Raw genomic sequence first — 21,952 nt, 5'->3', positions numbered from 1 at the left:
GCATGCCTGTCATCCGTTCCGCCGACAGCCGCAGGAGCACCACTCCCAACGGCGTCATGACCACCCTCGCCTCGCCCACCCAGGGAGGCGCCACCCAGGCCGTCTGGCGGGTGGACATGCCCGCCGGGAACAACGGTCCCCACCACGCGAGCGACGGCGAGCAGGTGTGGACCTTCCTCACCGGCGGCGCGACAGTCGAACTCGGCGGCGAGACCGTCGCCGTCGAGGCCGGGGACACCGTCGTCATGCCCGCCGACGTCAGCCGCCGGGTGCGCGCCGACGCGGAGGCCGGCTTCAGCGCGATCGTGGCCGCGCCGGCCGGCTGCGAGGTCTACAACCCCGGCGGGATCACCGCCGCGGACGCCTGCGACCTCGCGCCCAAGGGGACCGACCGGCTCGTGCCGCCCTGGGTCCGTTGACCGGCCCGTGACCGGCCCGCGCGCCGGCGGGCGCGCGGGATCGGCCCGCCTCTGACGGGCCAGGGCCGGCCCTACCGGGTCGACTCGATGAAGCGGTTGACGATCGCGGCGAGTTCGGGGCCCCGATCTTCCTGGACGAAGTGGCCCGCGTCGGCGATGGTGGTGTGCGGTTGACCTTGGGCGCCCGGAATGCGCTCGCGTAGCCACTGGTCCGGTTGGGGGACGGCATAGCTCGGGTCGTCGGTGTTCGGCGCCTGCGGCAGCAGGATCACGTGGTCGCTGAACGCGCACAGGAACGGCACGGACAGCGTTTGCAGCACAGCCCACGCGTTGCGGTTGGGAACGGTGGCCTCGTCCCATGCCGTGATGGGCACCAGGAGGGGGAACTGGCGGGCGCCCTGCCGATAAGTCTCGTCGGGGAACGGTGCGTCGTATCCGGCCTTCACCGCTGGACTGAGCTCGCTGATCGTGCCCGCCTCGACGACGGTTCCGGCGTCGAACGGGTCGGCCCGCTGGCTGTACTGCGTCCACGCGTGGAAGGCCCGGCCGACGTCCTGATCCCCGGTTGGAAGATAGGTGTTCGTCGCCACCACGCGGCGGAACCGGCCGGGATGTTCGGCCAGCAACCGCAGCCCCAAAAGGCCTCCCCAGTCATGACACACCATGGTCACGTCGAGCAGGCCGAGCCTTTCGAACACGGCTTCGCGCAGCCAGTCCACATGACGCTGGTAGGTATACGCGAAACGGGACGCGGGCTTGTCGGAGCGGCCGAAGCCGATCAGGTCGGGGGCGATGCAGCGATGCCCGGCGGCCACGAGCGGCGGGATCACGTGCCGGTAGAGGTAACTCCAGGACGGTTGCCCGTGAAGAAGCAGGATCGTCTGCCCGGACGGCTTCACCGCGCCCGCCGGCCGCTCGTCGACGTAGTGCATCCGCAGCCGGGCACCGGTGCCGTCGCCGGCGTCGACATGGACGTAGCGCGGCTCGAACGGGTAGTCGGCCAGGTTCCGGAATCGGGACTCCGGCGTACGCAACACCTTCATGTGGGGGTCCGGCGCCGATTGCGGCTGCCCGTTGTGCACCGGGGGCGGGAAGCGGAGCAGACCGCTCGCCGCGGCGGCGGTCCCGACGCCGAGCATGTGGCGGCGAGTCAGGAAGGCCGGCGCGGGAGCGTCGTCACGGTCGTCAGGGCCGTCTGCGGTCATCGGTAGTCCTCGCTGTCGTGGCCGATCCGTCGGCCGGGTTGGGGTTGTGGCAGTGCGGCAGGAACGCCCCCTGGTAGTCGGCGAACCGCCCAATCAGCCGTCAACCTGAACAAACGTGTTCGAGTTCTGACACTACCATCAACTCGAACACAAGCGTTCGACTTAGCGTTCGCACGGCACGGCGGCAACGTGAACTAAACTGTTCGAGTTACTCGGGAACGTCGGCTCAGGGAGTGCAGGAGCGGAAATGGCAGCCACACCGCGCGGCGCCGGCGACAGGTCGCGGTCCGCGCAGCGCCCCGCGCCGCAGGCCGAGCGGCGAGCCGACGCCCGGCGCAACATCAAGTCCATCCTGGACGCGGCCCAGCTCTGCCTGGCCCGCGACGCCGACGCCAGCGTCGCCGACATGGCCAAGGCGGCGGGGGTCGGCCGGGTCACGCTCTACGGGCACTTCAAGACTCGGGCGGATCTCGTCGACGCCGTCCTGACCCGCACGATGGAGCAGTCCGACGCCGCGCTCGACGCGACCGACACCACCGGTGACCCGCGCGAGGCGCTGACCCGGCTCGTCGGCGCCTCATGGCGGATCGTCCACCAGCTTCACTCCGTGCTCCGGGCCGCCCACCGCGAACTACCCCCGGAGCGAATCCGGGCCGTCCACGACCGGACCCTGCAGAGGGTCCAGACGATCATCGATCGCGGGCGGGACGCCGGCGCCTTCCGCGACGACCTGCCCCAGAGGTGGATGGTCACGACCGTGTTCAGCCTGATGCACGCCGCGGCGGAGGACACCGCCGCCGGCCGGCTGGACGCCGACGATGCCGCACGGGTCATCTCGGCGACGCTGCTCGCCGCCCTTACCGCGCCCGGCACGGCCGTACCCGCACCGGCTCCTTAACCGCCGACCTCACCGTCCGCCCTGCACGCCCACGCCGCACGCCCACGCCGCACGTCCACGCCGCGGCGGCGCGGCTCGGCATGGGCTCCGCCAGGTGAAATCTGAAGGCGTCAGACCTCCTCGCCACCGCGTCGCCACCGCGTCGCCACCGCGCCGCGACCGCCGACGCCTCTTTCCGGTGACAGCGACCTGGAGACTTCGCCGTACCAAACCCGAACACCTATGTACGAATTAGATGTTAGCCTGAAACCCGAACACGGCTGTTCAGGTTGATTCGGGAACCGTGAACACCACCCACCGACTCGGCGGCACTCGGGGTCGCCGTCCCGTCCGCCGTCACCGCCGACGGCCGACCGGCGTCACCCTGGCCTCGGCTTTCCGCGCCGTCGTCGCGCCGGCCGCCCCGCCGAGCCACGCACCGGACGGGCACCGCAAGGCAACAAGATCCAGGAGAACGACGATGAGCAGCCACCGCTCGGCACACGATGACGCCGGCACGACGACACCGCCCCCACCCCTCCGCCACCACAACACCGAGGACGGCACCCGGAGCGTACGGGTGACGGTGAAGCTCACCGCGATGATCGGGGGCCCGCTCTTCCTGCTCACCGTCATCCTGCACCCGGCCCGCGACGGGCACGACATCGCGGCGGGCGCCCAGTGGTACGCCTTCACCCATTCCATGGAGGCCATCAGCCTGCTGGTCCAGGCAACCTGTCTGGCCGGTGTCCTGGCTCTGGTCATGAACAGGTTCGGTTCGCGCGCGGTCACCACGCTGTACACCGCCCTGGCCGGGACCATGCTCTGGTTCGGCCTGATCGTCTTCGACGGCGGCCACAACCCGGTGACGGCCAAGTACGCGCCCGACCTCGTGCACACCCCCAAGGACATCGACGTCGAGGGCGGCATCATCGTGCTGGCCGCGAACATCGTCTTCCCTCTGGGATGCGTGCTGCTCACCCTGCTGCTCAACCGGTACGGCCAACGGTGGGCCGGCCTGCTCCTGGGATTCGGCGGCGTCGTGTACGCGATCGGCGGGACCGCGTCCCTGTTCGGATTCGGACCGCACTCCATGATCACATCCGTCTTCGAGATCATCGGCGCCGCCCCGTACGCGTTGGGCTACGTGCTGCTCGGCCGCACCTTCGGACGGGCCCGCCAACTCTCCACCTGATGCACTCCGGCGCGCTCGCCGAGCCGCCGGCCGACCTCACCGACGCGGAGCTTCCGGGCACAGGCATCACCACCATGCCCGGCGGCGAGACCGTCACCGGCCCCGGCAACGGACTCTTCTCCTCTTTGGAGCGACAGCGCACTATGACCGTCGTCACACAGCAATCCGAACACCGATGTACGACTTAGTGCTAGAGTGAAACTCGAACACAGTTGTTCAGGTTAGTCGCGGGTCATCGCTCCCGCGACCACCCTCAGCCTCCAGGACTGCCTACCCATAGGGAGGTGAATTTCCAATGACCTCGATCCCCAAGGGCTGGTTTCCCTAATAGACAGGCATGACCCAAGAAGTTGATCTCGGTCCGACTCGGTCACGAGATCGTCGTACCGGGTCCGAGGGGCAGGATGCCTCGGCTGTCGCGCCGCCCCCGGACCCGGCTTCGGCGCCCGCGGACACCTGCTGTGACCGCGATGACAGGGAAAAGCGAATCTCCGCATGGCAGAACCCTCCTCCACGACCGAATCGCCGGACGCCCCAGCGGCCGCAGGAAGCCGGGCACGCGTCAACGCCGGATACGGCGCCGTGTTCGTGGTCAGAGAATTCCGGGCGATTTTCGCGGCCCATGTCCTTTCCATGCTGGGAGGCGTCTTCGCCGACGCGTCGCTGGCCGTGCTGGTATTCCAGCGGACCGGTTCGGCGCCGCTGACGGCGCTCGTCTTCGCCCTCGGCTTCCTGCCCTACGCCCTCAGCGGGATCCTGCTCTCCGGCATCGCCGACCGTTACCCCGCCCGCCGGGTGCTGGTGGCCTGCGACCTGCTCTCGGCCGGCTGCGTGACGTTGATGGCCGTTCCGGTGACTCCGCTCGCGGCGCTGTTCGTCCTCCGCTTCGCCGTCTCGATGATGTCGCCGTTGTTCACCGGCACCCGGGCGGCGAGCCTGGCCGACATCCTGCCGGGCGACTTGTACGTCCTGGGCCGTTCGCTGGTGCGGATGGTCTCGCAGGGGTCCCAGATCATCGGCTACGGACTCGGCGGACTGGCCCTGGTGTGGCTGTCACCCCGCACCGCGCTCTACGTGACCGTCGGCACGTTTCTCGGTTCCGCGCTGCTCCTGCGTCTGGGCACCCGCGGCCGCCCGGCCCGGGCATCGGGGGGCGGGGCGATGATGCGCGCTTCGATCGCCTCGACCCGGCGGTTGCTCGCCGTCCCCCGGGTCCGCGCGCTGCTGCTGATGTGGTGGATCCCGCCGATGTTCTTCATCGTGGCCGAAGGAACCGCCGCACCTTACGCGGACGCCGCGGGTGCGGGCTCGGTGGGGTTCGGGCTCTTCATGGCCGCGATGCCCGCGGGGACCGCGGTGGGCGAGGTGCTGGCCGGCACCCTGCTCGGGGCGGCCGCCCGCGAGCGGATCGCACTGCCGCTGGCAGCGGGGTCGATGCTGCCGATGGCCGCGTTCGCCGTCCGTCCGCCGTTGTCGGTCGCGGTCGCGCTCCTGGTGCTCACGGGGCTGTGCGCCGCCTACACGCTCGGCATGGACCAGTGGTTCGTGCAAGCGGTGCCTGCGGCGATGCGGGGCAGCGCCATGTCCCTGCTGGGCGCCGGGCTCATGACCCTCCAGGGGCTCGGCGTGGCCGCCGGCGGCGCCGTCGCCGCGCTGGTCCCCCCGTACGTGGTGATCTGCGGAGCCGGCGCGGCCGGGACGGCCTGTATGTTCGCCATCCTGCGATCGGTGCGCGCGACGCGGACGACGGCGCCGGCCACGGACGCGGAACCGTAGGCGCGAGACTCCGCCGCCGCTCCGCGCGTCTTGACCGGGAAACTCCCGCGGCGAACGCGTACGCCGCGAGCGGCGGCCAGCCACCCGGCCTGACGCGTGTGGTCAGGAGCGGAGGTAGGCCAGCACCGCGAGGACGCGGCGGTGCTGGTCGCCGTCCTCGGCGTGCAGGCCGAGCTTGGCGAAGATGCCGCGAATGTGCTTTTCCACCGCGCCCTCGGTGACGACGAGGCGGCGCGCGATCGCCGGGTTCGACCTGCCCTCGGCCATCAGCGACAGGACCTCGCGTTCACGCGGTGTCAGCGACGCCAGCGGGTCGTCTCGCCGCCGCCGCACCATCAGCTGGGCGACGACCTGGGGGTCGAAGACCGTTCCCCCCGCGGCGACCCGCCGCAGGCCGTCCATGAACTCCTCGACGTCGACCACGCGGTCCTTCAGCAGATAGCCGACCGCCCCGCGAGCGTCGGCCAGCAGGTCGTCGGCGTACGACACCTCGACGTACTGCGAAAGGATCAGCACGGGCGTGCCCGGCACCTTCTCCCGCGCCTCGACGGCGGCGCGCAGGCCCTCGTCGGTGAACGCCGGCGGCATCCGCACGTCGACCACCGACACGTCGGGCCGGTGGGCGATGACGGACTTGACCAGGTCCTCCCCCGTGCCCACGGTCTCGACGACCTCGCAGCCGAACTCCTCAAGCAGGCGGACAAGCCCCTCCCGGATGAGGACGGCGTCGTCGGCCACCACTACGCGCACGGAACCTCCGCCGTGATCAGTGTCGGCCCGCCCACCGGCGATCTCACCGACAGCTCGCCGTCGACGGCCCGCAGCCGGTCGGCCAGGCCGGACAGGCCGTGTCCCTTGGCGACGTGTGCGCCGCCGACCCCATCATCCCCGATCGTGAGGAGGAGCGTGTCACCGATCCTGATCAGGCCGACCGAGCAGGACGTCGCCCTGCTGTGCTTGGCCACGTTGGTGAGCGACTCGGCCGTCACGAAGTAGATCGTGTTCTCGATGAGCGCGGTATACCGCTCGGCCGTCTGGACGTCCAGCTCCACGGGCACGGTGCAGCGGCCGGCCAGGGCGGCGAGCGCCGGGGCGAGGCCGCGGTCGGCCAGGATCGGCGGGGCGATGCCGCGCGACAGCGCCCGCAGCTCGTCCAGGGTCTCCCGGGTGGCGCTGATGGCCTTGCCGATCGTCTCGTGCGCGGCCGTGGCGTCCTTCTGCAGTTCCCGCTGGGCCCGCGACAGCTCCATCGCCAGGTGGACCAGGCGTTGCTGGGGCCCGTCGTGGATGTCGCGCTCCAGGCGGCGCAGCGCGTCCGCCTCCGCGTGGGCGGCGGCGTGACGGCCCTCGGTGAGGTCGTCGATGCGCTCCTGCAGCTCGGCGACGCCGGTCAGCAGCGCCCGGCCCAGCGACGCCTTGATGAGGGCGCAGGAGCGGACGACGGGATAGAGGGTGATCGCGGCGATCAGCCCGATCGTGCCGTAGAAGACGCTGTCGACCACGTAGCCCCGGCCGAGGCCGAGGAGCTCGGGCAGCTCGGTGTTGCCGGGGATGTTCGAGGTGATCCAGCCGTACAGCGGATAGGTCAGCCCGGCGATGGCCACCACCCACCAGGTGACGGTCACGCAGAACGCGACGATCGCGACCGGGAAGGCCAGCAGCCCGTGCAGCACGTCGAGCCAGGGCTGGCCCCCGGCGAGCGGGGTGATGGTCTTCCGGAACACGCCCGCCCCGGGCGGCGACGTGGGATAACGCGGCCGGGGCAGGTCTCTGCCCAGCACCCCGCGCATGCGGAGCCGTTCGACGTCGCCCATGCCCCGGGCGACGAGGAGGGTGAGAGCGAGGACGGGCACGCCCAGCCAGACCACCAGCAGGCCGGCGCCCGCCGACAGGCCGACCGTCGTGAGGCAGAACGTGATGACCGCGAGGGGAAACCCCACGAGGACGTAGACCGTGTCGCCGCCGAGGCGGGAGAGAAGTCGGCGCATGTCCCCAACGCTATTGACCCGCCCGCCGCGAATCGATCCGGCGGACGGCAGTCCCGTTGGTAGGGCAGCCCCTACCAACGGGCCCCGGTCAAGATCTTCAGCAGGTCCTCCGGGGCGTCCCGCATGAGGTTGTGCCCGCCGTCCAGCGCGTACGTGGTCCACGCGGGGTCCTCGCGCAGCCGCTCGTACGTCGCGGTGAAGGGGGACTCGCCCTGCCAGCGCGCCGCGTACACGTAGACGCGGCGCGCGATGCGCGCGGGGTCGCCGGTCAGCCGGAGCGGCTGGAGCAGCGAGGCGATCGGGTGAGGGGTGGCACGGGGGTCGAAGAACGGCAGCGGCCGCGTCGCGTAGCCGGTCTCCACCACGTCGGCGTACCACTGCCGTTCCCGATCGGAGACCAGGCTCCAGCAGGAATCGCCGTCCCCCGGCACGACGGCGTCCAGGTAGACAAGACCGGCCATCCGGCCGGGCAGGCGGTCGGCGACGCCGGTGATCACCATTCCCCCGTAGCTGTGGCCGACCAGCACGGCGTCGCGGACGTCCTCGGCCTCCAGCACCCCGGCGACGTCCCGGATGTGCGTGTCCAGGTTCACTCCGCCGTCCAGCAGGTGGGCGCGTTCCGCGAGCCCGGTCAACGTCAGCGCGACGGCCCGGTGCCCGTGATGGCGCAAGTCCTCGCACAGCTCGCGGAAACACCAGCCGCCGTGGCACATGCCGGGGATCAGGACGAACGTGGTCATGGTGTGCCTCACTGTCTCGTGGACGCTTCCGCGTCGGGTGTCTTCCCGGCCGAACCCGCTCTGGCCCGGCGGGAGGGATTCGCGAACGCCGCGATCACCGCCGCGGCGGCGCACAGGATCGCGGTCCACGCCAGGGCCGCGGCGGTCGAGGTGTGGTCGGCGACGAGCCCGGCGAGCCACGGGCCCGCGGTCTGCCCGCCCGCGAAGATCGTGGTGAACGCCGCCAGGGTGGCCGTCCAGTCGGCGGGCGGGGTGTTCGCCTTGATGAGCGCGGTGACGGCGGCGGGCACACCCATGAACGTCGCCCCGTAGAGGATCGCGGAGGCGAGGATGACCGGCGGCGCGGGCGCCGCCATCGCCAGCGCCGCGCCACCGCCCAGGAGACCGAGCAGCGTGGCCAGGGCCCGGGTGCCGGGCCACTGGGCGGTCGGACGGCTCCACAGCGCGGGCGCCGCCACCACGGCCAGGCCGAGCGCCGTCCAGGTGAGCACCACCTGCCCGAGCGGTGCGTGCCGGTCGGCCAGGTAGGCGGACAGGAAGGTGATGTAGGTGATGTAACCGGTGGCGAACAGCAGGTAGGCCACGGCGATTCCCCACAGCGGCCGCACGTGGACCCGCCCGGCGGTCGCGGCCTGTGGGTCCTCCCCCGGCTGCGCGTCCTCCCCGGCCTTGGCGGCGGTCCAGCTCAGCAGCGCCGCCAGTCCGGCGGCCAGGCCCAGACCGGCCCAGGCCAGGTGAAGGCGGTCGCCCAGCGGCGGGATACCGGCGCCGCCGACCACAATGCCCAGCCCCGCGCCCGCGAAGTACACGGTGATGGGCGAGCCGGAGGCGGCGCGAGCGGCGAGGCGCGAGGCGATGACGCCGCCGGTGACGAATACCGCGGCGCCCGCCACTCCGGCAGCGGCTCGCGCGGCAAGCAGCACCGGATAGGCGTCGCTCGTCGCGGTGACCGCCAGCGCCAGCGCGGTGAGGACCATGCCCCACCGGAAGGTGGCCGCCGTACCCAGGCGGCGTACGACGACCGCGGTCACCAGCGCGCCGAGCAGATAGCCAAGCCCGTTGGCGGCGCTCATCGCCCCTGCTTCGGCCAGGGACCAGTGCAGTTCCTCCCGCATCGCCGGAAGGAGCAGCCCGTACGCGAAACGCGCCAGCCCGAGCGCCGACGCGGTGCCGAGAGCCAGCCGCGCCGCCTGCCGTGTCTCCCGCCGGGCCGGCGTGCCGAGGGCGATGAGGTCGGACATGACGGACTCCCAAAGATCGAACCGATCGGTACCATCTCGGAGCGTAGCAGTGCATCGAACCGGTCGGTACCATCCTGGTATGCCGGTTCCCAAGGGCTCGACGATCGACCCGGAGCGCACCCGCGCCGCCATCCTGGAGGCGGCCACCGCCGTACTGTACGAGCGCGGACTCGACGGCGTCGGCGTCGCCGAGCTGTGCGCCCTCATCGGGGTGTCGAAGGAGACGCTCTATCGGCACTTCGGCACGAAGGACGGGCTCGTGGAGGCTGTGCTCCTGGCCCGCAGCGAACGGGTGAGCCGCTGGCTGGCCGACTCCGCCGCGGCGGCCGGGGACAACCCCCGCGACCAGCTCGCCGCGGTGTTCGACGCACTGCGGGAGTGGTACGAGGACCCCGTCTTCCGCGGCTGCGCGATGGTGAACGCGTCGGCCCAGCACCACGTCGAGGCCGTGCGCGCCATCACCGCACGCCACCTCGACCGCTACCTCGACCTGCTGACCGGCATCGCCGAGCGCGCCGGAGCCGCCGATCCGCCCCTTCTGGGGCGCCAGTTGCTCATGCTGGTCGAGGGCGCCACGGTCGTCGCCGCGCACCACGGCACGGCCGGAACGGGCGAGCAGGCCCGCCAGGCCGCGCTCGCCCTGCTGTCGGCCGCCGCCCCGGCGAGCGGCGACGACTGAGGCCCCGGAACCGGCAGGAGGTTACTTCTTCTTGCGCTTCTCGCGGATCTTCATCGTCACCTCGATCGGAGAGCCCGCGAAGCCGAACTCCTCGCGGATGCGGCGCTCAAGGAACCGGCGGTAGGTCTCCTCCAGGAACGCCGAGGTGAACAGCACGAACTTCGGCGGCTCCGTGGACGCCTGGGTGGCGAACAGGATCTTCGGCTGCCGGCCGCCTCGGACCGGGGGCGGGGTGGCCTGCAGCAGTTCGGTGAAGAACTGGTTGAGCCGGGCCGTCGGCACCCGCGTGCCCCACGACTGCAGCGCCCGTTCGATGGCCGGGGCCAGCCTCTCGACGTGGCGGCCGGTCTTCGCCGAGATGTTCACCCGCAGCGCCCAGGGCGTGCGGACGAGCTGCCGGTCGATCTCCTTCTCCAGGTAGTATCGCCGGTCCTCGTCGACCAGGTCCCACTTGTTGAACGCGACCACCATCGCCCGGCCCGACTCGATGACCAGGCCGAGGATCCGCAGGTCCTGCTCGGTCAGCACGTCGGAGGCGTCGATCAGGACGACCGCGACCTCCGCCCGCTCCAGCGCGGCCCGCGTGCGCATCGCCGCGTAGAAGTCCGCGCCCTTCAGCTCGCGGTCCCGCCGCCGGATGCCGGCCGTGTCGATGAACCGATACGTCGTGCCGCCCAGCTCGACCAGCTCGTCGACCGGGTCGCGGGTGGTGCCGGCCATGGGGTCGACGAGCACCCGCTCCTCCCCGGCGAGCTTGTTGAGCAGCGACGACTTGCCCACGTTGGGCTTGCCCAGCAGGGCGATCCGGCGCGGGCCCCGCCGCTCGCCGAACGTCTGCGGCGGCGTCTCGGGCAGCGCGTCGAGCACGATGTCGAGCAGGTCGCCACTGGCGCGGCCGTGCAGGGCGGAGACGGGGTGCGGCTCGCCGAGGCCGAGCGACCAGAGCCCGGTCGCCTCCAGCTCCATCTGCTGGTTGTCGACCTTGTTGGCGGCCAGCACGACCGGCTTGCCCGAGCGGCGCAGGACCGCGCCGACGGCCTCGTCGGAGTCGGTGACCCCGACACCGGCGTCCACCACGAAGAGGATCACGTCGGCCAGCTCGGCCGCGATCTGCGCCTGCTCGGCGATGCGCAGGGCCATGCCGGTCGCGTCGGGGTCCCAGCCGCCGGTGTCGACCAGCGTGAACCGCTTGCCCCGCCAGGTCGCCTCGTACGTGACCCGGTCGCGGGTCACGCCGGGCACGTCCTCCACGACCGCCTCACGACGGCCGATGATGCGGTTGACCAGTGTCGACTTGCCGACGTTGGGGCGCCCAACCACGGCGACGACCGGCAGCGGGCCCGCGTCGGGCTCCTGCTCCGTCTCCTCCGGGGAAAGCCCGGCGAGCTCGGCCTCGATCCAGCCGCCCTCGTCCTCGTCGTAGTCCCCCGTCACGTCCATACCCTGCCTCATCGGCTGCTCTTCCCGTTCTCCCCGGCCTCCCGTGAGGCCTCCCGGCGGACCGCTTCCGGGGCCGGGCTCGTTCGTACGTCGCACCGCGTGGCCCTCTCCGGCGCGGCGGACGCGGCGCGGGAGGCGGTCAGGCGGGGCGTGCGGGCGTCAGACCCGCTCCTTGACGAGCCGGAGCACCTCGGCGATCACCTCGTCCAGGTCCAGCGGCGTCGTGTCCAGCTCCACCGCGTCGGCGGCCATCGCCAGCGGATCGGCCTTGCGCGTCGAGTCGAGGGCGTCGCGCCGGGCCATCGCGGCCTGCTGCGCCTCCACCGTCGTCCCGTCCAGCTCGGCCGTACGGCGCAGGGCGCGCGCCTGAGCGCTCGCCGTGAGGTAGATCTTGACCGGCGCGTCCGGCGCGACCACGGTGCCGATGTCGCGGCCCTCGACCACGATCCCTCCGCCAGGCAGGGACTCGGCGATGATCTCCCGCTGCAGGGCCACCAGCCGGTGGCGCACCTCGGGCACGGCGCTCACTGCCGACACCGCGCCGGTCACCTCGGGGCCGCGGATCGGCCCGTTGACGTCGACGCCGTCCACGGTGACGCCCGGCGCGTCGGGGTCGGTGCTCATCACCAGCGTGGGCTCGGCGGACCTCGCGGCGATCTCGGCGGCGTCCTCCAGGTTCACGCCCCGCTGGAGCATCCACCAGGTGACCGCGCGGTACATGGCGCCCGTGTCGAGGTATCGCAGGCCCAGCGCCCGCGCGACGCCTCGCGAGGCACTCGACTTGCCCGATCCCGAAGGACCGTCCATGGCGACGACCAGACCCGACACCGGCTCTCCTTCTCCCCTTCGAATCGTCGTCCCCGAGGCTACCGGGATACCGGCGGAAAGCATGCATCGGCGGCGGACAGGGCCCCCCGAGCGATCATCGCGCTTTCGCCGGCGGGACCCGCGAGCCGGCTCTCAGGAGGTGTCCTCGGCGGTCCCGCCGAGGAGCCGGGCCGCCCGCGCCTCCTGGGCCAGGCGGCGCAGGGAGGCGATCACGGGGTCGCCGAGAGCGGTCCAGATCACGACCGCCTCGGCCATGGAGTGCAGGTCACCCCGCCGGCTGATCGCCCGCACCTCCGTGTCCGCCAGTTGCTCGGCGGTCTCGGCGTAGGTCTCCAGCAGGTCCAGGTAGTCGTCCTCGCCGAGGCGCCGCAGGGTCGCCAGCGCGTCGGCCAGCGTCCGCCTGGCCGGGTTGCCCGGCTTGACCTGCCAGCCCCGCCGGGCGATCAGCTCGTCGACCTGCGCGGCGGCCTCGTCCCCAGCGTCGTCGCCGGCGCCGTCGCCGGCGCGTTCCCTGGGCGGGGTCAGCGCGTACTGCGCCTTGCCGAGCACGTCGAACTCCGAGACGCCGGAGGAGAAGATCAGCGCGAGCGCCTCGCGGGCCGAGGCCACCGGCAGCCCGCCGACCTCGACCAGCGCCCTGGCCAGCCGAAGCCGCCTGACGTGCTCCTCGCCGTACCGCGCCTGGTTGGGGCCGGTCCGCTCTCCCTGCGGGAGCAGTCCCTCCCGCATGTAGTACTTGATGGTGGGGATCGGGACCCCGGTCCGCCTGCTCAGCTCCGCGATCCGCATGTCCCTCTCCCTCGCCGCACCCTCCCAGGATAGGCCCGGGGCTTGCCCGCGCCCACGGATATGGATAGCGTCACTATCGGCATAGTAGATAGTGACACTGTCCGCTATCCGGAAGGGAGAAGCGCATGTTCGGCGCTCTCGGCCGCTTCGCGGTCCGTCGTCGTCGCCTGATCCTGCTGGGCGCGCTGCTGTTCACCGTGGTCGCGGGCGTGTGGGGCGCCGGCGTCTTCGGCCGCCTCGGAGGCGGCGTCGGGTTCGACGACCCCGGCAGCCCGTCCTCGCACGCCGACCGCCTGCTCGCCGGACCCCTGGGCCGGCACACGGCCGACGTCGTCGTGCTCTACGAAAGCGACCGGCTCACCGTGGACGACCCCGCCTTCGCCGGGCCCGTGCGCCGGGCCCTCGACGCGCTCCCCCGGCAGGACATCGTGCGGCTGGAGTCGTACTGGTCGACCGGCTCCCCCGGCTTCGTGTCGGGGGACCGGCACGCGACGTACGTCACCGTGCAGTTCCGCTCCCCCGACGACCAGGAGCGCGTACGGGTCCTGCGCGGCATCCGGGACAGGTTCGAGGTCGAGGGCCCGACCGTGCGGTTCGGCGGCGTCACCGCGATGACCGATCAGGTCAACAGCACGATCGCGCGCGACATCGGCCTGGCCGAGGCGATCTCGGTTCCGATCCTGCTGATCGTGCTGGCGGTGGTCTTCCGCAGCCTCCTGGCCGCGGCGCTCCCCCTGGCCGTCGGCGTGGTCGCCGCGCTCGGCACGATGGCGGTGTTGCGCCTGGTCACGCTGGTCGCCGACGTCTCGACGTTCGCCATCCAGGTCGTCACGGTGCTCGGCCTCGGCCTGGCGATCGACTACGCGCTGCTCGCGGTCACCCGGTTCAGGGAGGAGCTCGGCAGGGGCGCGTCCGTCGCGGCGGCGGTGGAGCGGACGACGGCCACGGCGGGCCGGACGATCGCGTTCTCCGGCGCGGTCGTGGCGCTGTCGTTCGCGGGGCTCGCGGTGTTCCCCTCGCGGTTCCTGCTGTCGATGGCGTACGCGGGCGCCACCACGGTCGTCCTCGCCGTGCTGACTGCCCTCACCGTGCTGCCCGCCCTGCTGGCGGCCCTCGGCCGGCGAGCCGGCCAAAGCGGGCTCGGCCGGCGGGCCGGCGAAAAGGAGCTCGGCCGGCGCGTGGGCCAGAGCGGGCTCGGCCGCGCCCGGCCCGGCGCCTCCGGCGTGCGCTGGTATCGCCTGGCCCACGCCGTCATGCGGCGGCCCCTCGCGAGCGCGCTCGCCGTCGTCGCGGTGCTCGTGGCGCTCGGCCTGCCGTTCCTCGGGGTGAACTGGGCCAGGCCCGGCGACTGGGTGCTGCCGGCCGGCGCCGACGCGCGCACCGTGACCCGGGAGCTCGCCGAGCGCTTCACCGCCGACCCCGCCAAGATCGTGACGGCCGTCGTCGAGGCGCCGCGCGCCCGGGACAGGGCGGCGCTGAACAGGGGGGCGCTGGACGGCTACGCCGCCCGCCTGGACGCCGTGCCCGGGGTGGAGGGCGCGTCCGTCACCGGGAGCACCGGCGCTCTCGCCCGGATCACCCTCGGCTACGCGATGGACCCGATGTCCCGCGAGGCCGTGCGGATGGTCGAGGACCTGCGGGCCGTGCCGCCTCCGGCCGGGGCCGTCGCGTCGTTCACCGGGATGCCCGCCTCGCGCGTGGACATCGTGAATATGGTCGTCTCCCGCCTGCCGTGGATGGCGCTGTTCGTGGCCGTCGTGTCGACCGCGCTGATGTTCCTCGCGTTCGGCTCGCTGATCCTGCCAATCAAGTCGGTGCTGCTGAACCTGTTGTCGCTGTCTGCGTCCTTCGGCGCCATCAAGCTGATCTTCCAGGACGGCCGGCTCGCCGGGCTGCTCGGCTTCGAGCCGGTCGGGGCCGTCGACGTGAACTTCCCCGTGCTGATCGTCGCGATCGCCTTCGGGCTGGCGATGGACTACGAGATGTTCCTCCTGTCGCGCGTACGCGAGGAGCGCGAGCGCGGGGCCGATCCCGCGGAGGCGATGGCGCGCGGGCTGGCCAGGACGGCCGGGGTGGTCACCGGCGCCGCCCTCCTCGTCGCCGTGTCCGTCGCGGGCTTCGCCTTCTCCAACGTGGCGCTCATGAAGATGATCGGCGTCGGCCTGGTGATCGCGGTCGTCGTGGACGCCACGATCGTGCGCGGCCTGCTGGTGCCCGCCACCATGCGGCTGCTCGGCGAACGGGCCTGGTGGGCGCCCCCGCCCCTGGCCCGATGGTGGCGGCGGCGCGGCACGCATGAGCACGCTCCTACGACGCCGCGCCCCGAGGAGGCCGTCACCAGCCGCTGAGATCGGGCCTTCCGCGCGCCGGTTCGGGCACGTTCCGGGCTCCGCGCATCCCCGTGTAGCTTCCTCCGCGTGTTGACCTTGCCCCTGGGTGAAGCCCCAGCATCGTCGGCACCGGCCATGGCGGCCGGGACGAGGAGGAGTGGTGCGGGAGCTGCTGACCATCGGAACGTTCGCGCAGGCCGCCCGGCTGTCGCCCAAGGCGTTGCGGCTGTACGACGAGGTCGGGCTGCTGCGGCCGGCCGCGGTGGACGGCGAGTCGGGATACCGCTACTACGACCCGGCCCAGCTGGAGCGGGCCCGCCTGATCGCCCGGTTGCGGCGGCTCGGCATGCCGTTGGCACGAATCCGGCGGGTGTGCGACCTGCCCGTGCCGGACGCGGCCGAGGAGGTGGCCGACTATTGGCGGCACGTCACGGCCGAGACCGAGGCCCGGGGCCGGCTCGCCGCCTTCCTCGTCGACCACCTGTCGGGAAGGGGCAGCGCCGTGAAGGACACCACGACCATGCCGGGGATCCGTTACGCCGCCCGGTCGGAGCCGGGGGCGGTGCGGACGAGCAACGAGGACGTCGCGTACGCCGGTGAGCGGTTGCTGGCGGTGGCCGACGGGATGCGCGGGCCGGGCGGCGACCGCGCCGCCGCGGCGGCCGTCGACGCGCTCAAGCGCCTGCGGCCCCTGTCCACGCTTCCCGAGGACCTGCTCGGCGCGCTCACCGACGCCGTCGCCGACGCCGAGCGGGCGATCCGGGACATCGCCGCCTCGACACCCGCGGGGCAGGTGGTCACCACGCTGACCGCGCTGGTGTGGTCCGGGTCACGGCTCGCGCTGGTGCACATCGGCGACAGCCGGGCGTACCTGTTCCGCGACGGCGGACTGTTCCAGATCACCCACGACCACTCGTACGTGCAGTCGTTGATCGACGAGGGCCGGCTCACCCCGGAGGAGGCCGTGTCCCACCCCCGGCGCTCGCTTCTGGTACGCGCGCTGACCGGCACCGGATCCTCCCTGCCCGACCTGTCGGTGCACGAGGCCGTCCCCGGCGACCGTTACCTGCTCTGCACGGACGGCCTGCCGGGTGTCGTGCCGGTCAGCGTGCTGCGCGAGACGCTCGCAGGTTCCGGCGGGCCGCGGCAGGTCGTCGACGAACTGATCGACCGGGCGTACGCCGCCGGCGCCCCCGACAACGTGGCCTGCGTGGTCGCCGACGTGGTGGCCGACGTCGTGGCCGGCACCACGGCCGGCCCGGCGGCCGACCTGGCGGCTGACCCGGTCGCCGAGCCGGGGGCTGGCCCGGTGGCCGACCCGGCGGCGCAGGAGGGATCCCCGGCCGGCGGCGAGGGCGGGTCCGCGCGATGAGCGCCACGACGGCGCGGCCGCCCCGTTCTTCCGCCTGTTCCTCCAGGCCGGCCTCCGCGTGGGCCTTCACCGTCGACTGCCGGCCGCTGGCCATCCCGGCGTTCCGCCGGATGTGGGCCGCCTCGGTGATCTGTGCGGTGGGCGGATCCTTCAGCGTGGTCGCGGTGCCGACGCAACTGTTCACGGTCACCGGCTCGTCGGCGGCCGTGGGAGCGGCCGCGGGGGTGTCGTTCGCCGCGCTGGTCGCCGCGGCGGTGTGGAGCGGTGCCCTCGCCGACAGGATGGACCGGCGGACGATGCTGCTGGCCGCCCACCTCGGCCTGGCACTGACATACGCGGCGCTGTGGCTCCAGGCGGTCCTGGGCGGCCGCTCCGTCCCCGTCCTGCTGGTGGCGGTGGCCTTCCAGGGACTGACCTACGGGACGGTCCTGACGACGACGGGGGCCACCGTGCCCCGCCTCGTCCCGGCCGGGTTGCTGCCGGCCGCCAACAGCCTCAGCTCGCTGGTCCGCTACGGCGGGTCGGTCCTGGGGCCGATGCTCGCCGGTGTGCTGGTCCCGGTCGTGGGGCTCGGCACGCTGTATCTCTTCGACGCCGTCGCGCTGCTCGCCGTGGTGGGGGCCGTCGCCATGTTGCCACCGCTGCCGCCGCTGCCGCCTCCGACCACGGGCACGGGCACTGGCACGGGCACGGAGGAGAGCGCAGTGGGCACGGAGGGCGGCGGCCGGGGCACCTCGGCGGCCCGCCGGACGCTGGCCGGGTTCCGATACCTGGCGGCCGACAGGCTGCTGGTGGCGGTGCTGGCCGTGGACCTCGCGGCCATGATCTTCGGCATGCCGTCGGCGCTCTTTCCCGAGCTGGCCCGTCACGTCTTCGGCGGCACGGCGGGAGGCGGCACCCAGACGGGACTGCTCTACGCGGCCTACCCCGCCGGAGTCTTCGCGGCCGGGCTGCTGTCGGGCGCGTTCACCCGCGCCCGGCGCCACGGCGCCCTCGTGGCGGTCGCCGCCGTCGCGTGGGGCATCACCGTCGTGCTCGTCGGCCTGGCCCCCGAGCTGTGGATCGCGCTGGCGGCGCTCATGCTCGGCGGCGCGGTCAACTTCGTGCTGAGCACCTTCCGCACTACGATCGTTCAGGCGCACACCGGTGACGCCGTACGCGGGCGCGTGCAGGGCGCGCTCACCGTCGTGCTGGTGGGAGGGCCGCAGATCGCGAATGTGCTGCACGGTTCCGCCGGCGCCGCGCTACAGGGCGTCACCGGCCCCCTGCACGACGCCGCCAGCGCGTTGTCCGGCCCGCGCATCGTCATCTGTGCGGGCGGGCTGCTCACCGTAGTCACCGTGACGGCGATCGCCTGGGCGATCCCCGACCTGCGCCGCTACATCGCCCCCGCTCCCGCCCCCGCTCTCACCCGCGCCCCCGCCCCCGCCCCCGCCCCCGTCCTGGGGCCGGTGGCCGGTCCGGCATCACCGGTGGTGCCGGCAGACCGGGTCAGCCCGGCATCTGCCAGCCGCGCTCGCGCAGGCCGTGGGTGAGCGCTTCCGCCGCCTCCGGCCGGACGTACAGCTCGGCCGCGCCGAGCTCCAGCCCGGTGGCGTGCTCCAGGCGGATGTCCTCGATGTTGACGCCCGTCTCGCCCGCGGCCTGGACCAGCCGGGCCAGCTCGCCGGGTCGGTCGCCGATGAACACCTGGACCACCGCGTACGTCCGCGCCGGACCACCGTGCTTGCCGGGGATCCTGCCGGTGCCCCGCACGCCGCGCGACAGGAGGTCGGTGACCTGCCTCATGGCCGCGCCGTCGCCCGCCAGCGCGCGAAGCGAGCGCGCGGCGGCGCTCAGGTCGGCCACAAGCGCCTCCAGCACCTCGGCGACGGGTAGCGCGTTGCCCTCAAGGATGCCGGCCCACAGCGCGGGGTCGCTGGCGGCGATGCGGGTCACGTCGCGCACACCCTGCCCCGACAGCCCGAGCGCCGTCTCCGACGCCTCCGCCAGCCGGGCCGCCACCGCGGCGGCCGTCACATGCGGGGCGTGCGAGACGACCGCGACGGCGCGGTCGTGCTCGGCCGCGTCCACCCGCACGGCGTTGCCCCCGCACAGCGAGATCAGCCGCTCCACCGCGGCCACCGCCCGCGGGGACGCCTCGTCCGTCGGACAGTACGCCCACGGACGGCCGAGAAACAGGTCGGCGCGGGCCGCCGCCGGGCCGGACCGCTCACGACCCGCCAGCGGATGCCCCGCGACGTACGCCGTCAGGTCGCAGCCGAGCTGCGCGGCCTGCGCCAGCGGGAGCGCCTTCACACTCGCCACGTCGGTGTAGAAGCGGGCGCTGTCGCGCTTTTGCAGGTCGAGCAGTTGCTGCGCGACGAACTGGGGCGGCACGGCGACGACCGCGAGATCCACCCGGTGCTCGCCGGTCCAGTCCTCCCCCGCGCCCAGTTCACGCGCGAGCCGTACGGCTCCCGCGTCCCGGTCGGCCAGGAAGACCCGCACGTCCCGCAGCCGCAGCGCCAGTGCGATCGACGTGCCGATGAGGCCCGTCCCGACAACGACCACACTGCCGACCTCGGCGTCCTCGATGGGAGTCATCGTGTTCTTCCTGCCGTCGCCGTCCCCGGGTGCGCTGCCCGCGACGGCTGTCTCGTGGGTGGATGATGATGGTTCCCCGGGCGGTCGTCCCTGTGTGGTCGTGCCTGTGTGGTCGTGCCTGGCGACGCCTGCCGGGGAATGCTCGAAGGACGGCCCCATCAGAGCCGGTCGAGGCCCGTCGGGTCCGTCAGGGCCTTGTCGGGGCCTGTCCGCTGCGCCTGTCCGGGCCCCTCTGGGTCAACTCACTGGGCGATGTCCACGCGCAGCGCCACGGCGCCGCGCAGATACACGTGCTGGATCTCCTGCCGGGGACGGTCGGTCTGCACGTGGGCCATCAGCCGCACCACGCGCGGAAGCGCGCCCGGCACGTCGATCTCGGTCGCGCACAGCAGGGGCACGTCGTGGAACCCGAGCTTGCGCGCGGCCAGCGCGGGGAACTCTGCGGTGAGGTCGGGCGTGCACGTGAAGATCACACTGATCACGTCGTCGGTCGTGAGGTTGTTGCGCCCCATCACCTCGGTCACCAGCTCGGTCGCCCCGGCGAGGATCGCGTCACGATCGTTGCCGTCGACCTGGATGGCTCCGCGAATCGCCCGCACCATAACGTTCCCCTCTCGCTGGGACGGGCCGTCTCCTGCGGAGACGAGCCCGACCCATCTACGTGACTTTCAGCCAATTCTGCCCGACTTGCGGCTTTCGCCCGTCGCGCGGAAAGGCTACAGGCCGACCGCCGCGTACAGGTCACCGATTTCCTGCACGGTGAGCGTCCGGATGGTTCCCGGCTTGAGCCGGCCGAGCTTGACCGGACCGAACTCGATGCGGGCCAGGTCGATCACTCGGTGCCCGACCGTCTCCATCAGCCGCCGGACGATGTGCTTGCGGCCCTCGTGCAGGATGACCTCGACCAGCGCCTGCTGGCCGTGCTCCTGCACCACCCGGAACTCGTCCACCTTGGCGAGGCCGTCCTCCAGCTCCACGCCCTTGCGCAGCACCTTGTGCAGGTCGCGCGCGACGGGACCGGGCACCTTGGCCCAGTACTTCTTCTGCACGCCGTAGCTCGGGTGGGTCAGCCGGTGAGCCAGCTCGCCGTCGTTGGTCAGCAGCAGCAGGCCCTCGGTCTCGGTGTCGAGACGCCCCACGTGGAACAGCCGGGGCGCGAGGTCCTGCACGTAGTCGTTCAGGCACGGCCGGCCGTCGGGGTCGTCCATCGTGCTCACCACACCGATCGGCTTGTTGAGCGCGTAGTAGACGGTCTCCGAGGACGTGGGGATGCGCTTGCCGTCGACGCGGATGATTTGCTTGGCCGGATCGACACGCGCGCCGAAGCGGCGCACCGTCTGCCCGTCCACCGACACCCGGCCGTCGCCGATCATCTCCTCGCACGCCCGCCGGCTGGCCACTCCGGCCTGGGCGAGCACCTTCTGCAGCCGGTCACCGCCCGGCACCTCGGTCGTGTCGCGCTCGTCGGTGTAGTTCTCGTCGTAGAAGTCCGGGTCGCGCAGCGGCTGCCGGGACGTCTTGAACGGGTTGCCCGCCGAGCCGCTCGCGCCAGGACGCTTGGAACCTCCCGCGGGCCGTACCGCGCCGCGCGAGCCTCCGCTCGCTCCGGCACCGCCGGACCGGCCGCGCTCACCGCCCAGGCGGCCGATCGTCTGCACCTCGTCACGGCTCGCACGGCCCCTGCCGCCGCCGCGCGCCGCGCGGAAGTCGCCGCGCCCGGGCCGCGCGCTTCGAGTCTCACCGTCGCCGCGCCTGCCACCGCTCTCACGGTCGCCACGCCCGCTCCATGCCCCACGGTCGCCGCGGTCGCTCCGTACCTCACGGTCGCCGCGCGGGCTCCGGCCGTCGCGGTCCTCGTCGCGGAAGGGTGCCCGCTTCGTCTCACGCGTCGTCTCGTAACCGCCGTCGCGGTCGCGCGGCCGATCCCGGCCGCCCTCCGGCCTGCCGTACCGGCCGCGCGAACCGGCCCCGTCCGCACGGAACGAGGGACGGTCGGCACGGTCGCCAGAGAAGGCGTCCCGGGCGCCGCGCTCCCGGCCGGAACCGCGATCGCCGTCAAAGCCGCGATCGAAACCACGACCACCATCACGGGCAGGCCCACGGTCGAAACCACGACCACCATCACGGGCAGGCCCACGATCGAAACCACGACCACCGTCACGGGCAGGCCCACGGTCGAAACCACGACCGCCGTCGCGGCCAGGCCCGCGATCGAAACCACGACCACCGTCGCGGTCGCCGGAACGGCCGCCCTCGGGCCTGCCGTACGTGCCGCGAGAACCGCTCCGCTCGGCGCGGAAGGGGGCCCGGTCGTTGTCGCGATACCGCTCGCCGCCGGAACGCGCGTCGCGGCGGCCCGTGTCACCGTAACGACCGGTGTCACCCTGACGGCCGCGGGAGCGGTCGTCGCGGCCGTCGCCGGAACGGCGGTCGCCGTACCGGTCGCCGCGCGGGGCCTCCTCGTCGCGGAACCGCCTGGAGTCCGGC

20 protein-coding genes are annotated in these 21,952 nt (G+C 72.8%); 9 read left to right on the top strand and 11 right to left on the bottom strand.

The window, feature by feature from the left end; all coding sequences use genetic code 11:
• Positions 1 to 2: 2 nt before the first annotated feature.
• Positions 3 to 419: a cupin domain-containing protein gene (locus tag FLX07_RS07450; protein WP_142568846.1), complete on the top strand. Its 417-nt coding sequence runs from the start codon at positions 3 to 5 to the stop codon at positions 417 to 419.
• A 71-nt stretch (positions 420 to 490) separates the two neighbouring features.
• Here the strand turns inward: FLX07_RS07450 and FLX07_RS07445 are convergent, their stop codons facing one another.
• Complete coding sequence (locus FLX07_RS07445) at positions 491 to 1,558, bottom strand: haloalkane dehalogenase (protein ID WP_223852698.1); 1,068 nt, start codon at positions 1,556 to 1,558, stop codon at positions 491 to 493.
• Between the two features lie 313 nt (positions 1,559 to 1,871).
• Between FLX07_RS07445 and FLX07_RS07440 the strand changes: the two genes are divergently transcribed.
• The 4 genes from FLX07_RS07440 to FLX07_RS07425 all read left to right on the top strand — a co-directional run bounded on the left by FLX07_RS07440 (position 1,872) and on the right by FLX07_RS07425 (position 5,472).
• Complete coding sequence (locus FLX07_RS07440) at positions 1,872 to 2,522, top strand: TetR/AcrR family transcriptional regulator (RefSeq protein ID WP_142568844.1); 651 nt, start codon at positions 1,872 to 1,874, stop codon at positions 2,520 to 2,522.
• A gap of 460 nt (positions 2,523 to 2,982) precedes the next feature.
• A complete protein-coding gene (locus FLX07_RS07435; protein ID WP_142568842.1) occupies positions 2,983 to 3,696 on the top strand; it encodes a hypothetical protein in 714 nt (237 codons plus the stop codon).
• Positions 3,696 to 3,884, top strand: coding sequence for a hypothetical protein (locus tag FLX07_RS07430; protein ID WP_142568840.1), 189 nt, complete (start codon positions 3,696 to 3,698; stop codon positions 3,882 to 3,884). Before FLX07_RS07435 ends, FLX07_RS07430 begins: the two co-directional genes overlap by 1 nt.
• A 307-nt stretch (positions 3,885 to 4,191) precedes the next feature.
• Entirely contained in the window at positions 4,192 to 5,472 is a 1,281-nt protein-coding gene (locus FLX07_RS07425; RefSeq protein WP_142568838.1) for an MFS transporter, read from the top strand.
• 102 nt (positions 5,473 to 5,574) lie between these two features.
• Here FLX07_RS07425 and FLX07_RS07420 read toward each other — a convergent pair whose 3' ends face one another.
• From FLX07_RS07420 to FLX07_RS07405, 4 genes are all read right to left on the bottom strand, one after another.
• Positions 5,575 to 6,222, bottom strand: coding sequence for a response regulator (locus tag FLX07_RS07420; RefSeq protein WP_142568836.1), 648 nt, complete (start codon positions 6,220 to 6,222; stop codon positions 5,575 to 5,577).
• Entirely contained in the window at positions 6,213 to 7,460 is a 1,248-nt protein-coding gene (locus FLX07_RS07415; RefSeq protein ID WP_142568834.1) for a sensor histidine kinase, read from the bottom strand. The genes FLX07_RS07420 and FLX07_RS07415 overlap by 10 nt, the downstream gene beginning before the upstream one ends.
• A gap of 71 nt (positions 7,461 to 7,531) precedes the next feature.
• Positions 7,532 to 8,200 carry an alpha/beta fold hydrolase gene (locus FLX07_RS07410; RefSeq protein WP_142568832.1) on the bottom strand — a complete coding sequence of 223 codons (669 nt, stop codon included), beginning with the start codon at positions 8,198 to 8,200 and terminating at the stop codon, positions 7,532 to 7,534.
• 8 nt (positions 8,201 to 8,208) lie between these two features.
• Complete coding sequence (locus tag FLX07_RS07405) at positions 8,209 to 9,441, bottom strand: YbfB/YjiJ family MFS transporter (protein WP_142568830.1); 1,233 nt, start codon at positions 9,439 to 9,441, stop codon at positions 8,209 to 8,211.
• 79 nt (positions 9,442 to 9,520) lie between these two features.
• Here FLX07_RS07405 and FLX07_RS07400 point away from each other — a divergent pair, with 79 nt between their 5' ends.
• A complete protein-coding gene (locus FLX07_RS07400; RefSeq protein ID WP_142568828.1) occupies positions 9,521 to 10,120 on the top strand; it encodes a TetR/AcrR family transcriptional regulator in 600 nt (199 codons plus the stop codon).
• Between the two features lie 21 nt (positions 10,121 to 10,141).
• Here FLX07_RS07400 and der read toward each other — a convergent pair whose 3' ends face one another.
• From der to FLX07_RS07385, 3 genes are all read right to left on the bottom strand, one after another.
• Positions 10,142 to 11,560, bottom strand: coding sequence for a ribosome biogenesis GTPase Der (gene der, locus FLX07_RS07395; RefSeq protein ID WP_223852699.1), 1,419 nt, complete (start codon positions 11,558 to 11,560; stop codon positions 10,142 to 10,144).
• A 159-nt stretch (positions 11,561 to 11,719) separates the two neighbouring features.
• Positions 11,720 to 12,367, bottom strand: a complete 648-nt coding sequence (gene cmk / locus FLX07_RS07390; protein ID WP_223852739.1) for a (d)CMP kinase — start codon at positions 12,365 to 12,367, stop codon at positions 11,720 to 11,722.
• A gap of 153 nt (positions 12,368 to 12,520) precedes the next feature.
• Positions 12,521 to 13,177, bottom strand: a complete 657-nt coding sequence (locus FLX07_RS07385) for a MerR family transcriptional regulator (protein WP_142568820.1) — start codon at positions 13,175 to 13,177, stop codon at positions 12,521 to 12,523.
• Positions 13,178 to 13,302: 125 nt separating this feature from the next.
• On the opposite strand from FLX07_RS07385, the gene FLX07_RS07380 reads away from it, so the two are divergent.
• The 3 genes from FLX07_RS07380 (at position 13,303) to FLX07_RS07370 (ending at position 18,414) form a co-directional block, all read left to right on the top strand.
• A complete protein-coding gene (locus tag FLX07_RS07380) occupies positions 13,303 to 15,525 on the top strand; it encodes an MMPL family transporter (RefSeq protein WP_142568818.1) in 2,223 nt (740 codons plus the stop codon).
• Positions 15,526 to 15,667: 142 nt separating this feature from the next.
• Positions 15,668 to 16,879, top strand: a complete 1,212-nt coding sequence (locus FLX07_RS07375; RefSeq protein ID WP_229689655.1) for a MerR family transcriptional regulator — start codon at positions 15,668 to 15,670, stop codon at positions 16,877 to 16,879.
• Positions 16,876 to 18,414, top strand: a complete 1,539-nt coding sequence (locus FLX07_RS07370) for an MFS transporter (RefSeq protein ID WP_142568814.1) — start codon at positions 16,876 to 16,878, stop codon at positions 18,412 to 18,414. Before FLX07_RS07375 ends, FLX07_RS07370 begins: the two co-directional genes overlap by 4 nt.
• Here the strand turns inward: FLX07_RS07370 and FLX07_RS07365 are convergent.
• The 3 genes from FLX07_RS07365 to FLX07_RS37530 all read right to left on the bottom strand — a co-directional run bounded on the left by FLX07_RS07365 (position 18,371) and on the right by FLX07_RS37530 (position 21,123).
• Positions 18,371 to 19,465 carry a prephenate dehydrogenase gene (locus FLX07_RS07365; RefSeq protein WP_142568812.1) on the bottom strand — a complete coding sequence of 365 codons (1,095 nt, stop codon included), beginning with the start codon at positions 19,463 to 19,465 and terminating at the stop codon, positions 18,371 to 18,373. The two genes, FLX07_RS07370 and FLX07_RS07365, sit on opposite strands and share 44 nt — an antisense overlap.
• A 242-nt stretch (positions 19,466 to 19,707) precedes the next feature.
• Positions 19,708 to 20,067 carry a chorismate mutase gene (aroH, locus tag FLX07_RS07360; RefSeq protein WP_142568810.1) on the bottom strand — a complete coding sequence of 120 codons (360 nt, stop codon included), beginning with the start codon at positions 20,065 to 20,067 and terminating at the stop codon, positions 19,708 to 19,710.
• 114 nt (positions 20,068 to 20,181) lie between these two features.
• Positions 20,182 to 21,123 (bottom strand): pseudouridine synthase, encoded by a 942-nt coding sequence (locus FLX07_RS37530; protein ID WP_229689654.1) that lies wholly within the window; start codon positions 21,121 to 21,123, stop codon positions 20,182 to 20,184.
• Positions 21,124 to 21,952: the final 829 nt, after the last annotated feature.

Origin of the sequence: Microbispora bryophytorum, from assembly GCF_006874465.1 — a bacterium.
Lineage (GTDB): Bacteria > Actinomycetota > Actinomycetes > Streptosporangiales > Streptosporangiaceae > Microbispora > Microbispora bryophytorum.
The sequence above is the reverse complement of the archived record's forward strand: the minus strand, read 5'-3'. Positions and strand labels throughout refer to the sequence as shown.

Coding starts and splice junctions, on each gene's coding strand:
- FLX07_RS07370 (WP_142568814.1), top strand. CDS start 16,876: ATGAGCGCCACGACGGCGCGGCCGCCCCGTTCTTCCGCCTGTTCCTCC.
- FLX07_RS07445 (WP_223852698.1), bottom strand. CDS start 1,558: ATGCTCGGCGTCGGGACCGCCGCCGCGGCGAGCGGTCTGCTCCGCTTC.
- FLX07_RS07425 (WP_142568838.1), top strand. CDS start 4,192: ATGGCAGAACCCTCCTCCACGACCGAATCGCCGGACGCCCCAGCGGCC.
- FLX07_RS07385 (WP_142568820.1), bottom strand. CDS start 13,177: ATGCGGATCGCGGAGCTGAGCAGGCGGACCGGGGTCCCGATCCCCACC.
- FLX07_RS07405 (WP_142568830.1), bottom strand. CDS start 9,441: ATGTCCGACCTCATCGCCCTCGGCACGCCGGCCCGGCGGGAGACACGG.
- FLX07_RS07400 (WP_142568828.1), top strand. CDS start 9,521: ATGCCGGTTCCCAAGGGCTCGACGATCGACCCGGAGCGCACCCGCGCC.
- aroH (WP_142568810.1), bottom strand. CDS start 20,067: ATGGTGCGGGCGATTCGCGGAGCCATCCAGGTCGACGGCAACGATCGT.
- FLX07_RS07435 (WP_142568842.1), top strand. CDS start 2,983: ATGAGCAGCCACCGCTCGGCACACGATGACGCCGGCACGACGACACCG.
- FLX07_RS07415 (WP_142568834.1), bottom strand. CDS start 7,460: ATGCGCCGACTTCTCTCCCGCCTCGGCGGCGACACGGTCTACGTCCTC.
- FLX07_RS07410 (WP_142568832.1), bottom strand. CDS start 8,200: ATGACCACGTTCGTCCTGATCCCCGGCATGTGCCACGGCGGCTGGTGT.
- FLX07_RS07365 (WP_142568812.1), bottom strand. CDS start 19,465: ATGACTCCCATCGAGGACGCCGAGGTCGGCAGTGTGGTCGTTGTCGGG.
- FLX07_RS07380 (WP_142568818.1), top strand. CDS start 13,303: ATGTTCGGCGCTCTCGGCCGCTTCGCGGTCCGTCGTCGTCGCCTGATC.
- FLX07_RS07430 (WP_142568840.1), top strand. CDS start 3,696: ATGCACTCCGGCGCGCTCGCCGAGCCGCCGGCCGACCTCACCGACGCG.
- cmk (WP_223852739.1), bottom strand. CDS start 12,367: ATGGACGGTCCTTCGGGATCGGGCAAGTCGAGTGCCTCGCGAGGCGTC.
- FLX07_RS07450 (WP_142568846.1), top strand. CDS start 3: ATGCCTGTCATCCGTTCCGCCGACAGCCGCAGGAGCACCACTCCCAAC.
- FLX07_RS07440 (WP_142568844.1), top strand. CDS start 1,872: ATGGCAGCCACACCGCGCGGCGCCGGCGACAGGTCGCGGTCCGCGCAG.
- der (WP_223852699.1), bottom strand. CDS start 11,560: ATGGACGTGACGGGGGACTACGACGAGGACGAGGGCGGCTGGATCGAG.